This window comes from Herbaspirillum sp. NPDC087042 (genome assembly GCF_044745245.1).
In the GTDB taxonomy this organism is placed as follows: Bacteria; Pseudomonadota; Gammaproteobacteria; order Burkholderiales; family Burkholderiaceae_D; genus Herbaspirillum.
In genome coordinates this window covers 111,903-133,253 of the sequence record NZ_JBIUZW010000012.1, presented here as the reverse complement: position 1 = coordinate 133,253, position 21,351 = coordinate 111,903, and the positions used below count along the sequence as shown (strand labels likewise).

The window sequence follows — 21,351 nt, the reverse complement described above, 5'->3', positions numbered from 1 at the left end:
ATCGTTGCGCGGGACAGTCGGGGTAGCCGGGTTGCGATGAATCAAGTCCGTAATGAAAATACCTGATGGAAACCTTGTGCATGGGGAACTAAACCGTGTAGCACGGAGGTGCGCTTCCACACGGGGCATCACAGGCATGGCGGACAGAGGGTGTAAAAAAAGCGCACCCTGCGGGGTGCGCTTGCGGATGTGCCTTGCGGCAGCGAGTCCCTTCGACGTCGATCTCTTCCGGTCAACGCTGCTCGAACACGCGCATGGCTGACACCAGCATGGCCAGGCGCTCTTCCATGTTGGTCGTGGCGGCGGCCGAGTGTTCGACCATATCGGCGTTCTGCTGGGTCATGGTGTCCAGCATCACCGCCGACTGGCTCACCAGCGCCACGCCCTGGCTTTGTTCGGCGGTGCTGCTGGAGATCTCGCCGATCAGGGTGCTCAGACCCTGCACCTCGGAGACGATGGTCTGTATGGCTTGACCTGCCTGTTCGGCGAGTCGGGCACCGGCCTGGCTCTGGGATGCGCTCTCGGCGATCAGCTGCTTGATGTCACGTGCGGCCTTGGCGCTGCGCTGGGCCAGTACGCGCACCTCCGAGGCCACCACGGCGAAGCCACGGCCGGCTTCACCCGCCCGCGCGGCCTCGACGGCGGCATTCAGGGCCAGGATGTTGGTCTGGAAGGCCAGGCTGTCGATGAGGCCGTTGATTTCAGCGATCTTGGCCGAGGAGTCGGCAATCTGGTGCATGGTCTGCACGACCTGCATGACGATCTTGCCGCCCTCGGCTGCTGCTTCGCTGGTCTGGCGGGCCACCGCATTGGCATTGCGGGCGGTGTCGGCGCTGTGGAGCATGGCCGTGGCCATCTCTTCGGCGGCGGCAGCGGTCTGTTGCAGGTGGGAGTGGGTCTCGCCCGTGCGCTGGCGCAGGGCGCTGTTGTCACCGGCGATCTGCTGGGTGACCTGGTTCAGGCCGTGGATCTGGGCCGACACGTCATCGATGAGCGAGCGCAGGTTCAGTCCGGCCTGGTTGGTGGCGCGCAGCAGGAGACCGATCTCGTCGACCCGGTTCAGGACCTGCGGCTCAACCGGTTGCCCGGACGCGACCGCCTTGGCCTGCGCCAGCACTTGCGCCAGCGGCGCGGCAATACGGTGTTCCAGCCAGATCCCGGCCGTCAGCAGGGTCGCCAGTACGCCCGCTGACGTTGGCAGGGCTTGTTCCGGGTACAGCACGGACAAGACCAGTGCGGTGACGGCCACGCCCGCCATGGCCAGCCGCAGTCGCCAGCGCACTGGCATCACTTGGCCCAGGCGTGTCCACGCCCCCAGGCCCCGGCGCACCAGCAAGCCCTTGTGGAAGGCCAGGTTGCCGGCACGGCCTTCGCGGAAGCGCCGATACAGGGAGGCCGCTGCGGTGATTTCCTCGGATTGCGGACGCGTCCGTACCGACAGATAGCCATTGATCTTGCCGTCGCGCCGGATCGGCGTGACATTGGCGCGGACCCAGTAATGCTGGCCGTCGGCGCGGAGGTTCTTCACCAGGGCGGTCCAGGCGTCCCCCTGGCGCAGGGTCGACCACATGTCGGCAAAGGCTTCCTTGGGCATGTCGGGATGGCGCACGATGTTGTGCGGTTGTCCCATCAGGTCCTCGCGCTTGTAGCCGCTGATGTCGACAAAGCTGGCGTTGGCGTAGGTCAGCTTGCTGCTTGTGTCGGTGCTGGACATCAGGGTGGTGTCGCCGGGGTAGGGGTAGCCGATTTCGGCCTCGGTGGGCGAGGCGAATCCGGGTGTTGCGCCCGGATGATTGGCGGTAGCGGAATAGTCGGTGCGAAGCTTGTTGTTTTTCATAATGGGCTAATCGATGACGTGTGGGTCCTGAGGCCACAGGTTGTTGTACGAGCCGGCAGGGCAGGGATCAGGAGTGAAACTGTCGGCATCCATGGCGTTGGATGGGGGGCCGCTCCGGGCTTGCCTGAGCGGCGTTGGCCTGTCGACGCATATATATGACTGGAACGGTTTTGATTATTTCATGATGGACGGAGGTGAATGCCAGGATAAAGTTGCTCTACATCAATAAATCAATCGAAAAATTTCGAGGAATATTGCGCTATGAGAATAGGGCTGCGCATATATCGATTCACTTCTCCATCGGTATCTGCCTCATGGCCGGTGCGGTGCGGCGACGTGACGTAGCCACCAACAAAAACGCACCCCTGGGGGTGCGTCATGTGTCGTGCTATCGGATTGTCGCCGGCGGGGCCTTCAGGGTTCGATACGCGTCCCCAGCACCTGCAGGAACTGCGCCAGCCAGGCCGGATGCGCCGGCCAGGCCGGGGCGGTGACCAGCTTGCCATCGGTGATGGCGGCATCCACCGCGATATCGGCGAAGTGGCCGCCGGCCAGCTTGACTTCCGGTGCGCAGGCCGGATAGGCCGAGACCTTCTTGCCTTCCAGCACGCCGGCCGCGGCCAGTACCTGGGGACCATGGCAGACGGCCGCGATGGGCTTGTCGGCCTTGGCAAAGGCTTGCACCAGTTCGATCACCTTGGGATTCAAGCGCAGGTATTCCGGCGCGCGGCCACCGGCCACCACCAGCGCATCATAGGCTGCCGCGCTGACCTCGTCGAAGCTGGCATTGAGAGCGAACTGGTGGCCCGGCTTTTCGGTATAGGTCTGGTCGCCTTCGAAGTCGTGGATGGCGGTCTTGACCTTGTCGCCGGCTTTCTTGCCGGGGCATACCGCATGCACGGTATGGCCCACCATCTGCAGTGCCTGGAAAGGCACCATGGTTTCGTAGTCCTCGGCGAAATCACCGGTCAACAACAGGATCTTCTTTGCAGCCATCGTCATCTCCTTGGGATAGGGCCGGGCGGCGCCGTAGGGGGAGCGCCTTGCGGCCGGGTTGGAACGAATGTCTTGTTCTTGCTCTTGCTCTTGCTGGCGCGGGCCAGGACGTTCTTCAGTCCAGCCAGCGCATCTGCCGCGACCGCCCCATCAGGAAATCGCGGTTGGCTTCCACGCATTCGCGCAGATAGCGCCACAGGGCCGAGACCCGCGCCACATGGCGTTGCTCGCTGGCGGCTACCAGCCAGAAGGTGCGGGTGATGGCGACTTCATCCTCCAGCACCGGCACCAGCTGGTCCGACTGCTGCGCCAGGAAGCAGGGCAGGATGGACAGGGCGCGACCGGCACAGGCCGCCGTGTACTGCGCCACCACGCTGGTGCTGCGGAAGGCCCGGAAGGCGTCGGGTGCCACCGTATCCTTGTAGCGCAATTCCTCGCTGAAGACCAGATCATCGATATAGCCGATGAAGTGATGTTGCGCCAGGTCATCCACGTTGTGAATGGCCGGGTGGCTGGCCAGGTACTCACGTGAAGCATATAGCTTCAGGACATAGTCGGACAGTTTTGTGACCACGTAATTACCCGACAGCGGCCGTTCGATCGACACGCTGATATCGGCCTCGTGCTTGGACAGGTTCACGAAGCGCGGCATGGGCAGCATGTCCACCGTGATGTGCGGATTGCTGGCGCAGAAGTGGGCGATATGCGGTGCCAGCACGAAGGTGCCGAAGCCTTCGGTGGCGCCCAGCCGCACCTGCCCCGAGAGCTTGCTGTTGTGGCCGCCCAGTTCTTCGGTGGCGGCGTAGAGGGTGCTTTCGACCTGCTCGGCATATTCGACCAGGCGGTAGCCATCGGCGGTGAGCTTGTAGCCATGGTTGTTGCGGTCGAACAGTTGGCTGCCCACCTGTTCCTCGAAGCGTTTCATGCGGCGCGAGACGGTGGAGTGGTCGATGCCCAGTTTCTTGGCGGCATCCACCAGGCCCTGGCTACGGGTGAGTTCGAGGAAGATCCTGAGATTGTCCCAGTCCAGCATGCGGTCTCCAGAAGGGGTTTTGCATTGATGCAAAATCGTTTTGGGTTTCTGGTTATTGTAGCGCTAATTACGCACATGCAGAATAGCAAGGCCGTAGCGGCGCCGGGATGACGAGCGACAAGATGTGCGACAAGACACCGGCTAGCGCAACGGAGGGAGGACAACGGCAAGACCCGGCGTCGACGTAACGCGGGCGTGGCCGACAACAATCACAATATCTAGGAGACATGATGCGCAAGAACGTAATCGGCCGTTCCGTCACGGCCGCTGCCGTAGCCTGTACGGTTTCCCTGGCCGCCGCGACCACACCGGCCATGGCGCAGGATGCCAACACGGTCAAGATCGGCGTGCTCACCGACATGTCCGGCCCGTATTCCGCCATGGGCGGGCAAGGCTCGGTGGTGGCCGCCAAGATGGCGGTGGAAGACTGCCTCAAGAATGAATGCAAGGGGATGAAGATCGAGATCCTCTCTGCCGACAACCAGAACAAGCCCGACGTGGGCGTGACCCGCGCCCGCGAATGGCTGGACCGCGATAAGGTCGAGGCCATCGCCGACCTGACCAATTCTTCCGTGGCGCTGGCGGTGCAAAAACTCATCAAGGACAAGGGCGGCATCGCTATGTACAGCGGCCCGGCCACCGGCGCGCTGACCACGGCCGAGTGCGCGCCGAATGGCTTCCACTGGATGTTCGATACCTATTCGCAGGCCGCCGGCGCGGCTGCGGCGCTGACCAAGCTGGGCAACAAGTCCTGGTACTTCGTGACGGTGGACTACGCCTTTGGCCACTCGCTGGAAAAGGATGCTTCCGACGTGGTCAAGGCCAATGGCGGCACGGTGGTGGGCTCGGTGCGCCACCCGCTGAATGCCTCGGACTTCTCGTCCTTCCTGCTGCAGGCGCAGGCCTCCAAGGCGCAGGTGATCGGCCTGGCCGATGGCGGCACCGACGTGGTCAACGCCATCAAGCAGGCGCGCTCCTTTGCCGTCGGCGGCAAGGACCAGCGCCTGGTGGCCCTCTTGGTGTTCCTCTCGGACGTGCATGCGCTGGGACTGGATGCGGCCCAAGGCCTGGTCTATACCGATGGCTTCTACTGGGACTACGACGACCAGACCCGCGCCTTCTCCAAGCGCTTCGAATCGCAGTTCAAGAACATCAAGCCGACCATGGTGCAGGCGGGTGTCTATTCCAGCGTCTACCACTTCCTGAAGGCCCGCGCGGCCGCCAAGACGGCTGACTGGAAGGTGGTTTCGCAGAAGATGCGCGAGATCCCGATCTCGGACGCGGTCATGCGCAATGCCTCGATCCGCCCGGATGGCCGCGTCATCCACGACATGTACCTGTACCAGGTCAAGGCCCCGGCCGAATCCAAGGGCGCCTGGGATTACCTGAAGCTGTTGTCGGTGATCCCGGCCCAGCAGGCCTTCCGTCCGATGGATGCCGCCTGCCCGCTGGTCAAGCAGTAATGTACCCGGCCGGGAGCGGGGCTCCCGGCCATCCTGATCTCCACCCCCACACTATGGAAATTGCATCATGAGCCAAGCCAACATCCCCAACGTTCCCCTGTACATCAACGGTGAGAAGGTGCAATCCACCTCCAAGGAGTGGCGCGACGTGCTCAACCCGGCCACCCAGGAAGTGGTGGCGCGCGTGCCGTTTGCCACCAAGGAAGAAGTGGACCGCGCCGTCGCCAACGCCAAGGACAGCTTCAAGACCTGGCGCAATACCTCGCTGGCGCAGCGCATGCGCATCATGCTGAAGTTCCAGCAGCTGCTGCGCGAGAACATCGCCCCGCTGGCCGAAATGATCACCCGTGAACACGGCAAGACGCTGCCCGACGCCGAAGGCGAAGTCATGCGCGGCCTGGAAGTGGTGGAGCACGCCTGCTCGATCACCTCGCTGCAACTGGGCGAGCTGGCCGAGAACGTGGCCGGCGGCGTCGACGTCTACACCCTCTACCAGCCGCTGGGCGTGGGGGCGGGCATCACCGCCTTCAACTTCCCTGTGATGCTGCCCTGCTTCATGTTCCCCATCGCGGTGGCGTGCGGCAATACTTTCGTGCTGAAGCCCTCGGAACAGGATCCGACCTCGTCGCTGTTCCTGGTCGAGCTGGCCAACCAGGCCGGCCTGCCCCCGGGCGTGCTCAACGTGGTGCATGGCGGCCCGGACGTGGCCAACATGATCTGCGACCATCCCGATATCAAGGCGGTCTCCTTCATCGGTTCCACCCATGTCGGTACCCACATCTACCGTCGCGCCAGCGAAGCCGGCAAGCGCGCCCAGTGCATGATGGGCGCCAAGAACCACTGCATCGTGTTGCCGGATGCGCCCAAGGACCAGGCCATCAACAACCTGCTGGGCGCTGCCTTCGGTGCTGCCGGCCAGCGCTGCATGGCCAACTCGGTGGTGGTGCTGGTGGGCCAGACCCGCGAATGGATTCCGGAAATCGTCGAGCGCTCCAAGGCCATGAAGGTGGGCCCGGGCACCGACCGCAAGGCCGATGTCGGCCCGCTGGTGTCGGCCGCCGCCAAGGCCCGCGTGGAACGCCTGATCGGCAGCGGTGTGGAGCAGGGCGCCAAGCTGCTGCTGGACGGCCGCAACTGCAAGGTGGCCGGCAGCGAGAACGGCAACTTCGTCGGCCCGACCGTCTTCACCGGCGTCAAGCCCGAGATGGATATCTACACCCAGGAAATCTTCGGCCCGGCCATGTGCATCGTCGAACTGGACACCCTGGATGAGGCCATCGCCTTCATCAACGCCAATCCGAACGGCAACGGCACCTCCATCTTCACCAGCTCCGGCTATGCGGCGCGCAAGTTCCAGAACGAGATCGACGTCGGCCAGGTCGGCATCAACGTGCCTATTCCCGTGCCGGTCGCCTACTTCAGCTTCACCGGTTCGCGCGCTTCCAAGCTGGGCGACCTGGGCCCCAACGGCAAGCAGGCCGTGACCTTCTGGACCCAGACCAAGACCGTCACCGCGCGCTGGTATGCCCCGGATGAAGAAGCCGGCCAGGTCAACACCACCATCACCCTGAAGTGAGGAGAGCATCATGAGCGCCAACATCGTCTTCATCGGCCTGGGCAACATGGGCTTGCCGATGGCGCAGAACCTGGTCAAGGCCGGGTTTGCGGTCAGCGGCCATGACCTGGTCAAGGCCAGCGTGGACAAGCTGGTCGAGACCGGCGGCAAGACCGAGGCCGACTCCATGGCGGCGGTGGCCAAGGCTGACGTGGTCATCACCATGCTGCCGGCCAGCCGGCATGTCGAATCGCTCTACCTGGGCGATGCCGGCGTGCTGGCCTCGGCCAAGCCCGGCACCCTGCTGATCGACTGCTCCACCATCGCCCCGGAAGCGGCGCGCAAGGTGGCCGCTGCCGCCAAGGCCCGCGGCTTTGAGATGCTCGATGCCCCGGTCTCCGGTGGCACCAACGGCGCCACCGCCGGCACGCTGACCTTCATGGTCGGCGGCAGCACGGCGGCCTTCGAGGCGGCCCAGCCCTATCTGCAGAAGATGGGCAAAGCCATCTACCACGCCGGTGAAAGCGGCAGCGGCCAGACGGTGAAGGTGTGCAACAACATGCTGCTGGGGATCCTGATGATCGGCACCTCCGAGGCGATCCGCCTGGGCATTGCCAATGGCATGGATCCCAAGGTGCTCTCGGAGATCATGTCCAAGAGTTCCGGGCGCAACTGGACGCTGGAAGTCTATAACCCCTGCCCGGGCGTGATGGATACGGCGCCGGCCTCCAAGGGCTATGCCGGTGGTTTCGGCGTGGACCTGATGTTGAAGGACCTGGGGCTGGCGGTGGAAAATGCACTGGCCACCAACTGTGCCATCCCGCTGGGTTCGGCGGCCCGCAACCTCTACGATATCCACAGCATGAACGGGGCTGGCAAGCTGGACTTCTCCAGCATCTTCAACATGCTGGGCAAGGCCGGCAAGGTCGGTTAGGGCCACCGGGACGACATAGCTGGTTTCATTGTTCTCCGAGGAAGTGATGTCACTGCGCGGCCGCATGAGGTGGGCCGCGCTTTTTTTTGTCCAGCTGGCGCGTCGCCGCCGAAAATCTGGCATGCTCCCTGCACCCGACATCGGGCCGGACCGGTCGCCCGGCCCCCGGCCCCCGGACAAGGCAAAGGAAAGGTGAGCATGCACGAAATCATGTGTCCGCATTGCGGCAAGGCATTCAAGATCGACGAAGCGGGTTACGCCCAGATACTCAAGCAGGTACGCGACGGCGAATTCGAGCAGCAACTGCATGAGCGGCTGGAGCTGGCCGAGCAGGACAAGCGCACCGCCATCGAGCTGGCCCAGGCCAGGGTGGTGGCCGAGATGAACAAGAGCGCCGCCGGCAAGGATGCCGAGATCCAGAAGCTGAGCGCGCAGATCGATGCGGCGCAAGTGGAGCGCAAGCTGGCCGTGAACGAAGCGCTGGGCGAGGTGGCTCGGGAGCGCGATGCCCTGGCCAACGAGCTGGAGCAACTGCGGCGCGACCAGCAATCCAGCCAGCAACTGGCCGAAGCCCGCCTGGTCAACGAACTGCAAAAGAGCGCCGCCGCCCGTGATGCGGAAATCCAATCCCTGCGGGCCGAGCTGGAGGCCGGCCGGCTGGCGCAGCAACTGGCTGTTGCCGAGGCGCTCGGCGGCGTGGAGAAGGAACGCGACCAGCTCAGGCATGGACTGGCCCAGGCCGCGCTGGAAAAGCGCCTGGCCGAGCAATCGCTCAAGGACAAGTACGAGACCCAACTGAAGGACCGCGATGATGCCATCGAGCGCCTGAAAGACCTCAAGGCGCGCCTGTCCACCAAGATGGTCGGCGAGACCCTGGAACAGCACTGCGAGATCGAGTTCAACCGTATCCGCGCCATGGCCTTCCCGCGCGCGTATTTCGAGAAGGACAACGATGCCCGCAGCGGCAGCAAGGGTGACTACATCTTCCGCGATAGCGATGAGGCCGATACCGAGATCGTCTCCATCATGTTCGAGATGAAGAACGAGAACGACGAGACCGCGACCAAGAAAAAGAACGAAGACTTCCTCAAGGAACTGGACAAGGACCGCATCGAGAAGAAGTGCGAATACGCGGTGCTGGTGTCGCTGCTGGAGCCGGAGAACGAGCTCTACAACGGCGGCATCGTCGATGTCTCGCATCGCTTTCCGAAGATGTATGTGGTGCGTCCGCAGTTCTTCCTGCCCATCATCACTCTGCTGCGCAATGCCGGCATGAAGTCGCTGCAGTACAAGGCCGAGCTGGCCCAGGTGCGGGCCCAGAACATCGACATCACCAACTTCGAGAACGAGCTCGATACCTTCAAGACGGCCTTCGCGAAGAACTACGACCTGGCGTCCCGGCGCTTCCAGACGGCCATCGACGAGATCGACAAGTCCATCGACCATCTGCAGAAGACCCGCGAAGCCCTGGTCGGGGCCGACCGCAACCTGCGGCTGGCCAACGACAAGGCGCAGGACGTGACGATCAAGAAGCTGACCAAGGGCAATCCCACCATGGCCGGCAAGTTCGCCGAGCTGGGCCATGTGGGCAGCGAGCCGGACTGATGGTGTAGCCCGCCCTTGAGGGCGCATCCCGGAAAAGAAAACGGCACCCCGCGAGGTGCCGTTTTTCTTGTCCGCCAGGTGGGCGCAGGCGGCTTGCTTCAGGGGCTTACTTCCTGACTTCGTCCTCGATGTGGGCGCGGATGATGTCGGCGAAGCTGGCGTCGGCGGTGAAGCCCAGGGCCTTGGCGCGCTTGGCTTCGAACTGGCCGGGCCAGGAGTTGACGATGCGCTTGATGGCTTCGTCTTCCTTCCACTCGATCAGCTTGACCACATCTGCGCCGGCGACCTGTTCCAGTGCCTCGACCATGTCCTTGACGGTGACGCACAGGCCATCGATGGAGAGGAAGCGGGCCAGGCCCAGGTCGGCACCGTTGATTTCGTGGCCGTGGATCAGGTTGGCAATGGCCTGGCGCGGCGACATCAGCCACATGCGGGTCTCCGGCGTGACCGGGCAGACCGAGGGCTGGCCGTTCAGGGGTTCGCGGATGATGCCCGAGGCGAAGCTGGAGGCCGCCTTGTTGGGCGCGCCCGGACGCACCGAGATGGTCGGCATGCGCAGCGCGCGGCCATCGATGTAGCCCTTGCGGGAGTAATCCTGCACCATCAGTTCGCCCATCACCTTCTGTGCGCCATAGGAGCTTTGCGGCATCAGGAGGGTGTTGTCCGGCACCACGGCCGGCAGGTCGCCACCGAACACTGCCACCGAGCTGGTGAACACCAGGCGCGGCTTGGTACCCAGGGCGCGGGCGCGTTCCAGGATGACGCGGGTGGCGTCGAAGTTGATCTTCATGCCCAGGTCGAAATCGGCCTCGGCGTGGCCGCTGACGATGGCGGCCAGGTGGAAGATGGAGTGCGTCTCGGCGGTGATGACGCGCTCGATCACGGCGGCGTCGGCAATGTCGCCGGTGACCGCTTCGATGCGGGCATCATCGAAACCCTGTGCCGGCACCACGTCCAGCAGGGTGATGCGCTTGATCTCTTGTGGCTGGCCATCGCGGCCGGTCAGGGTGCCGCGTTGCAGCAGCTGGCGCGCCAGTCGGCTGCCCAGGAAACCGGCGCCGCCGGTGATGACGATATGCATGTGTGCTCCTCTTGGTCTGTAGGAAAGTGCGTGACGATATTTTTGCGAAGGGCAGTATAGCACAAAGTTGTCATACAACTTTTTGAGGTGGAAGCGGGTGGCATCTGCGTCGGGTAAAAGCGGTATGATGCGCGCCATGAAGACTTCCACCACGACCCGCGCGGCCAGGACCGCTGTTGCACCGACCGGAGGCGCCGCGCCCGCTGGCCGTGCCAAGGCCACCTTGGCCGATCACGTCACCAGCGTGCTGGCGCAGCAGATCCGTGCCGGCGAGTTTGCGCCGGACACCCGCCTGCCCTCGGAGATGGAGTTGACCGAGCGTTTTGCGGTGAGCCGCACGGTGATCCGCGAGGCGATCTCCCGCCTGAAGTCCGAAGGCCTGGTCGGCTCGCGGCGTGGCAGCGGCACCGTGGTACTGGGGGCCAACCAGGCCACGCCGTTCCGGCTGGATCTGCAGGTGGAGGATGGGCGCGACTCGATCCAGGCGGTGCTGCGCGTGATCGAATTGCGCCGTGGCGTGGAAGGGGAGATGGCCGCGCTGGCTGCGCAGCGGCGCACCCGGGAGCAGGAGAAGGCGATCCGCCAAGCCTTGCAGGCCATCGATGAAGCGGCGGCGGCCGGGCGCGATGGCGTGCAGGAGGATTTCGCCTTCCATGCCGCCATTTCGAATGCCTCGCATAATCCGCTCTATACCTCGCTGGTGCAGTTCCTGAGCCAGTTCCTGCATGCCGCCATCCGGGTGGCGCGCATGAACGAGGCCCGCAGCAGCGAGTTCGTGCAGCAGGTGCGCGCCGAGCATGCGGCGCTGGCACAGGCCATCAGCGATGGCGACGCCGAGGCGGCACGGGCGGCGGCCTTGCGGCACATGGAGAATTCGGCCAAGCGCATCCAGGCTGCCGACCGGGCGTTCTGGGCCAGCGAAGAGGGGCAAGCGGCGGCACGCGACCTGGCGCAGGTCAGGAGCGGTGGATGAGCAGGGGATGGGGTAAGGGGGGGGGCGGACCCCGGACCCGTTCGCCCTGAGTAGACGCGCAGCGTCGTATCGAAGGGATCTCTGACGATGACGACGTCGGCAGGCATAAAAAAACGCTGCACAAGGCAGCGTTTTTTGTTGGCATCGACAGCGATCAGCCGCGGACAACCTTCTTGTATTCGTTGGTGCGGGTGTCGATTTCGATATCGTCATCCTGGCTCACGAACAGCGGCACCATCACGATGATCTGGTTGGCTTCGATGGCGTTCTCGATCTTGGCTTCCTTCAGGACGTTGCCCGAAGTGTTGCCCTTGACGGCCGGTTCCGAGTAGGCAACCTTGCGCACGATGGTGGTGGGCATTTCGACCGAGATGGCCTTGCCGTCGTAGAACACGGCTTCACATTGCATGCCGTCCTTCAGGTAACCGACGGCGTCACCCATGTTTTCGCCTTCGATTTCGTACTGGTTGTACTCTTCGTCCATGAAGACGAACAGCGGGTCAGCGAAGTACGAGTAGGTCACCGGCTTCTTGTCCAGCACCACGACGTCGAACTTGTCGTCGCCACGGAAGACGCTTTCCTGGGGGCTGTTGGTCAGCAGGTTCTTCATCTTCCACTTGTAGGTGAAGCCGGTACGGGAAGAACCGTTGACGTCGGAGCGCAGGACGATCATGGGCTTGCTGTCGACCATAATGATGTTGCCGACGCGGATTTCTTTTGCAAATTTCATAGCGATGTGTCGTGAAAAGTAGGTTTTTTCAAACTGTCAGTAGCCCACTGGTAAAACTTCACCGCAAGCCCACGTACGATTGAATTCCAAACTGCGTTAAAACTGTAGCCGGCTATTTTAACCCATTTTCAGCGCTCTTCCACTACCAGGCGGGCAGCGAAGCGGAGCAAATTCTCCATGAAGTCGCCATTTGCCAACATCTTGTGCACCCATTGCCCGGCCGACCGGGTCATGGCCGGCAATTCGGCCTGCAGGGCCTGCCAGTTGGCGCTCCAGTCGAGCTGGCCGGGATAGGCGCCGTTCCAGGCGCGGTCGAGGTCGACCAGCGCGGCCGTGGCTGGGTCGTAGATCTTCAGGAAGGCGTTCAGCTTGGTGTGGTGCAGGTTCTTGTCCTGGTGATAAATGTTCCACAGGAAAGGTTTTCCCGCCCATTGTGCCCGCACGAAGGAATCCTCACCCCGCACGAAGTTCAGGTCACAGCTCCACAAGAGCTTGTCATAGTCGGTCTGCGGCACGAAGGGCAGTACCCGCACGCTCAGCTGGCCTTTTGTGGCAGCGGCGCCCGGCACCATCGGCTGGCCCAGGAAGGCCTCGATGGCGGCGCGGCCGACGCCCTCCGGCACCAGGCAGGTCACCGGCACCGGTGAGGCTTGCCAGGCAGCAAACAGTTCGGCAATGGGGGCATAGTCGTAGCAGAACAGCGAAACCTTGCAGCCTTGTTGCTCCTGCGCGCTGACGCCCAGGTCTTGCAGGAAGCGGGTGGACTCGCCACTGTCCAGGAAGGCCAGGCGCCGGGCCAGCAGGTCGGCCTCGACGCTGAGGCCGCCGGTGCGTTCATTGAAGCCGGGGAAGAAGAAGTACTTGGTCAGCTTCAAGCTGCGGTGCGGTGAGGGCAAGGTGTGGCAGCCTTCGACCCAGGGTTCGGCCGACAGTCCTTCGAGGTTGAACCAGACCGGCTTGACCGGACGCTGGGCCATCGCCTCCACGTAGCCGGGCGGGATCTCGCAGCCAAAGAATTCGATGACGATATCGGCCACGTCGGCGGGGGTGTAGGCATCGTCCTGTCCACGCCAGTGCTGCACGGTGACGCCAGCGACGACTTGCGTGGCGGCCCCGGTATCGACCGGCGGCCAGATGCGCTGGAAGCTGACCAGGTCGTCGACCCACAGCCGCACCGCGATCCCGTGCTCATGCGCCAGTTGTCGCGCCAGGCGCCAGCAGATGCCGATATCGCCATAGTTGTCGACGACCTTGCAGAAGAGGTCCAGGGAGCGCAGCGGATTGGTGTGGGTTGACATGCCGGGAGCGGTAAAAAAACGGAGCAGCGCGCATGGTTCACGCTCTGCGGCCGGAAAGCAAGCCCCTGGTCCAAAAAAGGGCTTGCCGGAACGGCATGCGGATGCGACCCGGGCTCAGGCCGCCGGTGCCACGGAGGCGCCCGCGATGCCATGCCGCGCCAGCGCGGCGGCCACGAAGCCGCTGGACTTCATCTGCTCGACAAAACCGGCCAGGAAGGCGGCCGCCTCCGGGCCGCGCGACTTGGGCGTCCCCATGGCTTGCTGGATCACCATGAAGCGCTCATTGAGCAGGCGCAGCCCACCGATCTTGCCGGCATCCTGTTCCAGTTGCTGCTTCACGCCGGCGGCGACCTCGGCACCTTCCTGCAGGAAATGCTGCACCACCGCCGGCGAGGTCGGGGCGCGCAGGATGGTGGCCTGCTTCAGCTCACGTGTGAGATACAGGTCATAGGCGCTGCCCTTGCCGACCACCACGCGCTGGCCGGCACGATCCACCTCGTCGTTGGTGCGCAGCGGTGATTCGTTCTTGACCAGGTAATAGCCTTCGATCAACACATAGGGGGCGGTGAAGGCGATCTGCTGGCCGCGTACCGGGTCGATGGCAAAGAAACCGAAGTCGGCCTGCTCGGCCGCCACGGCGTCCACCGACTTGCCGGCGGCATCGAAGACCACCAGTTCCAGTTCCGCCTGCAGGGCCCGCGCGAGTTCGCCGGCCAGGTCGACCGAGACGCCGCAGGGCTGGCCCTGGGCGTCGCGGCCGGCCAGGATGGGGTTGCCCAGGTTGATGGAGGCACGCAGCTTGCCGGTGGGCGTGAAGGCGGAGCGGAGGGCGGGAGTCAGGTTCATGGGATCTCAGGAAACGGTGGGGAAGGGCTCAGGGTTGGAGGAGGTCTCCGATCTTGGCAATCGAGGACAGCGTGTATTCCAGGTGTTGCTTCATGAAGGCCGAGGCCTCGTCGTTGCGCTCGCGCTCCAGCAGATCGAGGATGTGCAGGTGCTGGCGGCAATGCTCGGGATAGCGTTCGCGCTGGCGCATGGAGCGATAGGACAACAGTCGTCGCACCCGGTTGACGCGCTTGATGGTATCGATGAAGAAGGCATTGCCGGAGGCTTCCACCAGGCTTTCGTGGAAGCGCACGCCACGGTTGTGCAGCTCGTCGGCGGTGGCGGTCTCGATGCCGCCGGCCAGCAGATATTGTTCGGTGGCGCGGCATTGCGCCAGGACTTGCGCATCCAGGCGGAATCCCGGCTCCAGCAGCGCCGCCGGTTCCAGTGCCAGGCGCAGTCGATAGGATTGCAGCAGGCTGTCGGGCGTGAGCAGCATGCTGGAAAAAGTCCAGCCATAGCCTGGCTTGCGTTCGGCCCAGCCTTCCTTGGCGATGCGGCTGAGCACGGCGTTGAGCTGGGAGGCGGTCAGGCTGTAGCGGTTCTTGATCAACTGCTCCGAGAATTCCTGCGGCAATTCGCCGCGCAGCAGGTCGTCGGCGATGCGGAAGTAGACGCTGGTGACCACGTCCGATTCTTCCAGTCCCAGCGCCTGCACGATATCGCCCAGCTGTTCGTCGAAGCCCTCGCCGACGAAATAGCCCTTGTTGCGTTCGCGGGTGAGCAAGCCCTTTTCATGCAGCATGGCCAGCGCCGTATTGATGGGCTGGCGCGACACGCGCAGGCGATCGGCCAGCATTTGCGCCGGCAGGTGCGTGCCGATGTCCCAGGACTGGTTCTTGACCAGTTCCACGATCTGTTTGGAGATGCTTGATTCCGTGCTCATTGTCGTCATGGTTCGCAAGGCCCGGGCGGGCCTCCTGTGCCTATTATGACCGACGCTGCGCCGCCATCGTGTTTTGCAGGATGAAAGGAATCACGCCGCCCCGGCGCAGCAGCTCCACTTCGAGCTGGGTTTCGACGGCGGCGCGGGCGCTGATCTCTTCCACCCGGCCATCCTGGCGCAGCAGTCGCACGGCGATCTCGCAGCGCGGTGCCAGCAGCGCGGCATCGGCATTGACGTCGATGCGGTCGCCCGGAGCGATGGCCAGCTCGGCCGGTGAGGCGCCGTCCGGCAGGCGCAACGGCAGGATGCCCATGCCGATCAGGTTGGAGCGGTGGATGCGCTCGAAGCTCATCGCCAGCACCGCGCGGATGCCCAGCAGGCGCTGTCCCTTGGCCGCCCAGTCACGCGAGGAGCCGGTGCCGTAGCGCTCGCCTGCCACCAGCACCGAGGCCAGGCCGGCGGCCCGATAGCGGGCGGCGACCTCGTGGATGGGCGCCAGTTCGGCACTGGGTACATGCAGCGTATAGCCGGGGGGCGCGTCCGGTGCCAGCAGGTTGCGCAGCGTCTTGTTGTAGAAGGCGGCCCGCATCATGACTTCCCAGTTGCCACGGCGCGAGGCAAAGACATTGAGGTCATTGCGGTCGTCACCGCGCTCCACCAGGAAGTCGGCAATGAAGCTCTGGCGCGGGATGGCACTGGCCGGCGAGATATGGTCGGTGGTGATGTCGTCGCCCAGTACCAGCAGCGGATAGGCCGTGAAGCTGCCCAGCAGGCTGCCTTCGGAGAGGGCTGCGAAAGGCGGGCGGCGCAGCGCCGTCGAGGCTGGCGACCACGGGAAGAGCGGCGTCTGCGGCACCTGCAGCGCATGCCACATCGGGTTTTGCGAAGCCAGTGCAAAGGCGCGCGGGAAGTCCTCGGCACGCACGCCGGCATCGACGGCCGCAGCGATTTCAGCATGGCTCGGCCACAGGTCCCTGAGCCACACGTCGCGCCCATCGGCGGTGGTCTGCAGCGGCTGGGTGGCCAGGTCGATCTCGGCGTCTCCGGCCAGCGCGCAGGCCACCACCAGGGGTGGCGACATCAGGAAGCCCAGGTCCAGGTCGGGATGCACCCGCCCGGGGAAGTTGCGGTTGCCCGACAGGGCGGCCACCGGGTGGATCTCGCCGTTGGCCAGCGCCTGCTGGATGGGGGCGCTCAGGGGGCCGGAGTTGCCGATGCAGGTCGTGCAGCCATAGCCGACGATATCGAAACCCACCGCCGCCAGGTCGGCGTCGAGGCCGGCGCGTGCCAGGTAACTGGCGGCGGCGGGGGAGCCCGGTCCTAGCGAGGTCTTGACCCAGTAGGGAACGCGCAGGCCCAGCGCACGCGCCTTGCGCGCCACCAGGCCGGCCGCCGCCAGCAGCGCCGGGTCCGAGGTATTGGTGCAGCTGGTGATGGCGGCAATGGCATAGGGGTGACGCGGCAAGGGCCCCTGGGCCTGGCTGGGCGTGAAGCCCAGCGCGCGCACGGTCGGCGCCAGTTCGGCGTAGGACAGCAGGTCCTGCGGACGACGTGGGCCGGCCACATGCATGGCGACGGTGGCGAGATCGATGGCGATGGTGCGGGTGTAGCGGGGTGTGGCGTGCGGGTCGAACCACAGTGCATTGCGCCGGGCGTAGGCTTCGGCCAGTTGTTGCAGCGCCTGCGGGCGTGCGGTGCTGTGCAGGTAGGCGATGGTCTGTGCGTCGATGGGGAAGAAGCCCGAACTGGCGCCATATTCGGGCGCCATGTTGGCCACCACCGCGCGTTCGCCGGCCGTCAGCGTGGCTACGCCGGGGCCGAAGAATTCCACGAACTCGCCCGACACGCCGATGGCGCGCAACTGCCGGGTCACCGTCAGCGCCAGGTCGGTGGCCAGCACGCCCGCCGGCAGGCGACCGCTGAGCTGCACGCCGATGACGTCGGGGATACGCATCATGGTGGGCATGCCGAACATCACCGTCTGTGCTTCCAGCCCGCCCACGCCCCAGCCCAGTACGCCAATGCCGTTGATCATCGGCGTGTGGCTGTCGGTACCCAGCAAGGTATCGGGCACCAGCCAGGGCTGGCCATCGCGTTCTTCGACGCTGACCACGGTGGCCAGTTGCTCCAGGTTGATGGTGTGCATGATGCCGGTGCCGGGCGGATGGATACGCACACCCTTCATCACCTTCGAGGCCCAGCGCATGAAGCTGTAGCGCTCGCCATTGCGCTTGATCTCCAGCGCCAGGTTCTTCTCCAGCGCCTCCTTCTGCGCGAAGAATTCCACTGCCAGCGAGTGATCCACCGAGATATCCACCGGCAATCCCGGATTGAGCGCGGTCGGGTCGTAGCCTGCCTCGGCCAGTGCATCGCGCATGGCGGCGATATCGACCAGGGCCGGTGTGCTGGTGGTGTCGTGCATCAGCACGCGGCCGGGCTGGAAGGCAATCTCGGCCTCGCTGCTGCCGTGTTCCAGCCACGCGAACATGGCCGCGACCACCGCCTCGCGCTCGGCGCCGCTGCCGTGGCGGACGATGTTCTCCAGCAGGATGCGCAGCACCACCGGCAGCGCGTTGAGGCGCTCACCGAACAGGGCGGGCAGGTCGACCACTTGATAAGACGTTCCGGCGTGGTCCAGTGAACCCGGGGCGAATGGCGAGGAAGTTTTCATCAATTCATTGTTGCATAAGTTTGCGAATAAATGCAATATAAAGAAAAAGAACAACCACCAACCCATCGGAGACACACATATGGATGCAACAGGAAAACCGTCCCCCATGCCCGCGCAGAGCGGCGTCGAGGGCATCCGGCAGGGGCGTCGCAGCCTGCTGCTGGGCGCCGGGGGCGTCGGCGCGCTGGCGGCAACGGGACTGGCCGGCTGTGCCGTGGCCACCACCAATCAGGGTGTGGCTACACCCGTCAATTCAAGGGGAAATGCAATGTTTGCTTATGTAGGCTCGCGCACCACGCGGGAGCGCAATGCGCACGGAGATGGCATCAGCGTGTTCCGGGTCGATCCGCACAGCGGCGACCTGGCACTGGTGCAACTGGTGAAGGACCTGGTCAATCCCTCCTTCCTGGCCTTGAGCCGGGATGGCCAATTCCTCTACACGGTGCATGGGGATATCTCCGATATCAGCGCCTTCAAGGTCGATCGCGCCACCGGCATGCTGCACTTCATCAACCGCCAGAGCACGCACGGCAAGAATCCGGTGCACCTGGCCATCGACCCCAGCGGCAAGTTCGTGGTGGTGAGCAATCACCTGGGTTCCAGCCTGGCGGTGTTACCCATCGCGGCCGATGGCGCGCTGCAGGAGATGACGCAGCTGGTCACGCTGGAAGGCCCCATCGGCCCGCATCGCGTCGAGCAGAAGCTGTCCAAGCCGCACTTCAATCCCTTCGATCCCAGTGGCAAGTTCGTCATCGTGCCTGACAAGGGCCTGGACCGTACTTTCTCGTTCCGCTTCGCCGACGGCAAGCTGACCCCTGCGGCCAGCCCCTTCGTGGTGGCGCGTGAAACCTCGGGGCCGCGCCATCTCGCCTTCCATCCGCGGCTGCCGATGGCCTATGTGGTCAATGAACTGGATTCGACCGTGACCAGCTATGGCTACTCGGCCGCCGATGGCAGCCTCAGCCCGCGCCAGATCCTCTCGACCCTGCCGGAAAGCTTCACCGGCAACAGCCGCGCCTCGGAGATCGAGGTCGACCGTAGCGGGCGCTTCCTGTTCGCCTCCAACCGGGGCTACGACAGCATCGCCGGTTTCACCATCGACCAGCAGACCGGCCTGTTGCGTGCGGGCGCGATCACGCAGACCGGTGGCAAGACGCCGCGCTTTTTCACCATCACCCCGGACAACCGCTTCCTGTACGCGCTCAACGAAGACAGCGACAGCATCGTCGCCTTCACGCTTGACCAGGACAGCGGTGCGCTGCGGCCGACCGGTTTCTCGGTCGCCTCCGGCAGCCCGGTGTGCATGATCTTTTCCTGATCCTGCCATTTCCATAGACCCCAACGAGGATGCCGGCGCCCAAGCGCCGGCAGCAGTTCCATGCAAGCACATCAAGACATCCATGAAGCCGCGCTGGTGCGCAAGATCACCTGGAAGATCATTCCCTTCGTCTTCATCCTGTACATCATTTCCTACCTGGATCGCGCCAACATCGGCTATGCCGCGCTGCAGATGAACAAGGAGCTGGCCCTGTCGGCCGAGGCCTTCGGCTTCATCTCCGGCATCTTCTTCATCGGTTACTTCCTCTTCGAAGTGCCCAGCAACGTCATGCTCAACAAGTTCGGCGCACGGCGCTGGATCGCCCGCATCCTGTTGAGCTGGGGCGTGGTCTCGGTGGCCTGCGGCTTCGTGCAGAGCGCCAACCAGCTCTATGTACTGCGCTTCCTGCTGGGCGTGTCGGAGGCCGGCTTCTTCCCCGGCATCATCGTCTATCTGACCTACTGGTTCCGCCAGAAGGAGCTGGCGACCACGGTGGCGCTGTTCACCTCGGCCATTCCAGTGTCCTACATCATCGGGGCGCCGCTCTCGACCTGGATCATGGATCACGTGCACTGGTTCGGCTGGAGCGGCTGGCGCTGGATGTTGCTGCTGGAGGGTGTCCCGGCCATTGTCGGCGGCCTGTTCTGCTACTTCTACCTGATCGACCGCCCGCAGGATGCCCGCTGGCTGACCCCGGCGGAAAAGGACTGGATCGCCGGCGAGCTGGAGCGTGATCGCCAGGCCAAGCCCGAGGCCAGGCACCTGAGCACGATGAAGACCCTGTCCAATCCACGCGTGCTGTACCTGTCCTTCATCTACTTCGTCTACCAGTGCGGCAGCCTGGGCATCGGCTACTGGATGCCGCAGATCATCAAGGGCTTTTCGGACCAGCTCAGCCATACCCAGATTGGCCTGATCGCGATGATCCCGTATCTGTTTGCCACCATCGTAATGGTGTTCTGGTCGCGCAGTTCGGACCAGCGGGTGGAGCGTCGCCTGCACTCGGCCATTCCGCTGGCCATGGCGGCACTGGCGCTGGGCAGTATCGCCCATGTCGGCAACCCGTATCTGGCGACCCTGCTCATCAGCGTGAGCCTGGCCGGGCTGTATGCCTTCAAGTCGCCGTTCTGGGCATTGCCGACCCTGTTCCTCTCGCGCGAGACGGCAGCGGTCTCGATTGCCGTCATCAATTCGGTGGGAAACCTGGGCGGATTCGTGGGGCCGTCGCTGATCGGCTATGTCAAGGGGCAGGGCTATGCGGCCAGTACCGGCCTGATGTTTCTGGCGGCCATGCTGGTGGTCGCCTTCCTGATGACCATCTTCATCCGCATCCGGGAAAGTGCGCCACGTGCCGATGCCCGCTGATCCTGTGGGCAGGGTGGGTGCGGTGGCCGTGGGGCTGCCGCACCGGCGCGCTGTGTTGTTTCAGCGAGGCTGAACGAGTGCTTCAAATTATTTCAAATTAAATAGCTTGCAATTTAATTTTGAACGTTTTAATATGCCCTCCATGGACAAGGCAACGACCCCGACACTGAGCGACGCACTGATCGATGAAGCCTTGCTTCTCGACAACCAGCTGTGCTTCGCCATGTATTCGGCGTCGCTGGCGATGACCAAGGCGTACAAGAAGATCCTGGCGCCGCTGGAGATCACCTATCCGCAATACCTGGTCATGATGGTGTTGTGGGAGCAGGACCAGGTCATCGTCTCCGAGCTGGGCGCGCGGCTGTTCCTGGATTCTGGCACGCTCACGCCCTTGCTCAAGCGCATGGAGGCGATGGGCCTGCTGCGGCGGGCACGCGATGCCGGCGACGAGCGTCGGGTCGTGGTCAGCCTGACCGATGCCGGCCGCGCCCTGCGTGAAAAGGCCAGGGCGGTGCCGGTACAGATGGGCTGCATGTTGCCGCCGCTGGCGCAGGTGAAAAACCTGGTCGTGGAATTGAAGCAGGTCCGAAAAGGCCTGTACGATGGCGAAGGGGCTTGATTGGCTCCTTCATGTTTGTGGTTTATATTGCGAACAATTATATTGTTAACTATTTATATGATTGCCGGACGATGCGCATGGCCGTCCGGTACAGGCAAGACA

At 64.0% G+C, this 21,351-nt stretch carries 17 protein-coding genes; 8 read left to right on the top strand and 9 right to left on the bottom strand.

Annotated elements, in window-relative coordinates:
- Positions 1–232: 232 nt before the first annotated feature.
- The 3 genes from ACIPHN_RS17155 to ACIPHN_RS17145 all read right to left on the bottom strand — a co-directional run bounded on the left by ACIPHN_RS17155 (position 233) and on the right by ACIPHN_RS17145 (position 3,866).
- A complete protein-coding gene (locus tag ACIPHN_RS17155) occupies positions 233–1,837 on the bottom strand; it encodes a methyl-accepting chemotaxis protein (RefSeq protein ID WP_400437924.1) in 1,605 nt (534 codons plus the stop codon).
- Between the two features lie 414 nt (positions 1,838–2,251).
- Positions 2,252–2,833, bottom strand: a complete 582-nt coding sequence (locus ACIPHN_RS17150) for a DJ-1/PfpI family protein (protein ID WP_400437923.1) — start codon at positions 2,831–2,833, stop codon at positions 2,252–2,254.
- 115 nt (positions 2,834–2,948) lie between these two features.
- Positions 2,949–3,866 (bottom strand): LysR family transcriptional regulator, encoded by a 918-nt coding sequence (locus ACIPHN_RS17145; RefSeq protein ID WP_400437922.1) that lies wholly within the window; start codon positions 3,864–3,866, stop codon positions 2,949–2,951.
- Between the two features lie 230 nt (positions 3,867–4,096).
- Between ACIPHN_RS17145 and ACIPHN_RS17140 the strand changes: the two genes are divergently transcribed.
- The 4 genes from ACIPHN_RS17140 to ACIPHN_RS17125 all read left to right on the top strand — a co-directional run bounded on the left by ACIPHN_RS17140 (position 4,097) and on the right by ACIPHN_RS17125 (position 9,423).
- The gene (locus ACIPHN_RS17140; protein ID WP_400437921.1) at positions 4,097–5,329 is read left to right on the top strand and encodes an ABC transporter substrate-binding protein; all 1,233 of its coding nucleotides are present in this window, start codon (positions 4,097–4,099) and stop codon (positions 5,327–5,329) included.
- Positions 5,330–5,396: 67 nt separating this feature from the next.
- The gene (locus ACIPHN_RS17135) at positions 5,397–6,905 is read left to right on the top strand and encodes a CoA-acylating methylmalonate-semialdehyde dehydrogenase (protein ID WP_400437920.1); all 1,509 of its coding nucleotides are present in this window, start codon (positions 5,397–5,399) and stop codon (positions 6,903–6,905) included.
- Positions 6,906–6,915: 10 nt separating this feature from the next.
- Complete coding sequence (mmsB, locus tag ACIPHN_RS17130) at positions 6,916–7,818, top strand: 3-hydroxyisobutyrate dehydrogenase (protein WP_400437919.1); 903 nt, start codon at positions 6,916–6,918, stop codon at positions 7,816–7,818.
- Positions 7,819–8,016: 198 nt separating this feature from the next.
- Positions 8,017–9,423 (top strand): DUF2130 domain-containing protein, encoded by a 1,407-nt coding sequence (locus ACIPHN_RS17125; RefSeq protein ID WP_400437918.1) that lies wholly within the window; start codon positions 8,017–8,019, stop codon positions 9,421–9,423.
- Between the two features lie 106 nt (positions 9,424–9,529).
- Here the strand turns inward: ACIPHN_RS17125 and denD are convergent, their stop codons facing one another.
- Positions 9,530–10,504 (bottom strand): D-erythronate dehydrogenase, encoded by a 975-nt coding sequence (gene denD / locus ACIPHN_RS17120; protein ID WP_400437917.1) that lies wholly within the window; start codon positions 10,502–10,504, stop codon positions 9,530–9,532.
- Positions 10,505–10,631: 127 nt separating this feature from the next.
- On the opposite strand from denD, the gene ACIPHN_RS17115 reads away from it, so the two are divergent.
- The gene (locus ACIPHN_RS17115; RefSeq protein ID WP_400438014.1) at positions 10,632–11,477 is read left to right on the top strand and encodes a FadR/GntR family transcriptional regulator; all 846 of its coding nucleotides are present in this window, start codon (positions 10,632–10,634) and stop codon (positions 11,475–11,477) included.
- Positions 11,478–11,631: 154 nt separating this feature from the next.
- Here the strand turns inward: ACIPHN_RS17115 and ACIPHN_RS17110 are convergent, their stop codons facing one another.
- The 5 genes from ACIPHN_RS17110 to acnA all read right to left on the bottom strand — a co-directional run bounded on the left by ACIPHN_RS17110 (position 11,632) and on the right by acnA (position 17,947).
- Entirely contained in the window at positions 11,632–12,207 is a 576-nt protein-coding gene (locus ACIPHN_RS17110; RefSeq protein WP_400437916.1) for an elongation factor P, read from the bottom strand.
- A gap of 128 nt (positions 12,208–12,335) precedes the next feature.
- Entirely contained in the window at positions 12,336–13,505 is a 1,170-nt protein-coding gene (gene earP, locus ACIPHN_RS17105) for an elongation factor P maturation arginine rhamnosyltransferase EarP (RefSeq protein WP_400437915.1), read from the bottom strand.
- A gap of 114 nt (positions 13,506–13,619) precedes the next feature.
- On the bottom strand, positions 13,620–14,351 hold the full coding sequence (locus ACIPHN_RS17100; RefSeq protein WP_400437914.1) for an ABC transporter substrate-binding protein: 732 nt from the start codon (positions 14,349–14,351) through the stop codon (positions 13,620–13,622).
- 28 nt (positions 14,352–14,379) lie between these two features.
- Positions 14,380–15,276 carry a GntR family transcriptional regulator gene (locus ACIPHN_RS17095; RefSeq protein ID WP_400437913.1) on the bottom strand — a complete coding sequence of 299 codons (897 nt, stop codon included), beginning with the start codon at positions 15,274–15,276 and terminating at the stop codon, positions 14,380–14,382.
- A gap of 43 nt (positions 15,277–15,319) precedes the next feature.
- A complete protein-coding gene (acnA, locus tag ACIPHN_RS17090) occupies positions 15,320–17,947 on the bottom strand; it encodes an aconitate hydratase AcnA (RefSeq protein WP_400437912.1) in 2,628 nt (875 codons plus the stop codon).
- 106 nt (positions 17,948–18,053) lie between these two features.
- Here acnA and ACIPHN_RS17085 point away from each other — a divergent pair, with 106 nt between their 5' ends.
- The 3 genes from ACIPHN_RS17085 (at position 18,054) to ACIPHN_RS17075 (ending at position 21,249) form a co-directional block, all read left to right on the top strand.
- Positions 18,054–19,265, top strand: a complete 1,212-nt coding sequence (locus ACIPHN_RS17085; RefSeq protein ID WP_400437911.1) for a lactonase family protein — start codon at positions 18,054–18,056, stop codon at positions 19,263–19,265.
- 60 nt (positions 19,266–19,325) lie between these two features.
- Entirely contained in the window at positions 19,326–20,630 is a 1,305-nt protein-coding gene (locus ACIPHN_RS17080) for an MFS transporter (protein ID WP_400437910.1), read from the top strand.
- 133 nt (positions 20,631–20,763) lie between these two features.
- On the top strand, positions 20,764–21,249 hold the full coding sequence (locus ACIPHN_RS17075) for a MarR family winged helix-turn-helix transcriptional regulator (RefSeq protein ID WP_400437909.1): 486 nt from the start codon (positions 20,764–20,766) through the stop codon (positions 21,247–21,249).
- Positions 21,250–21,351 lie beyond the last annotated feature (102 nt).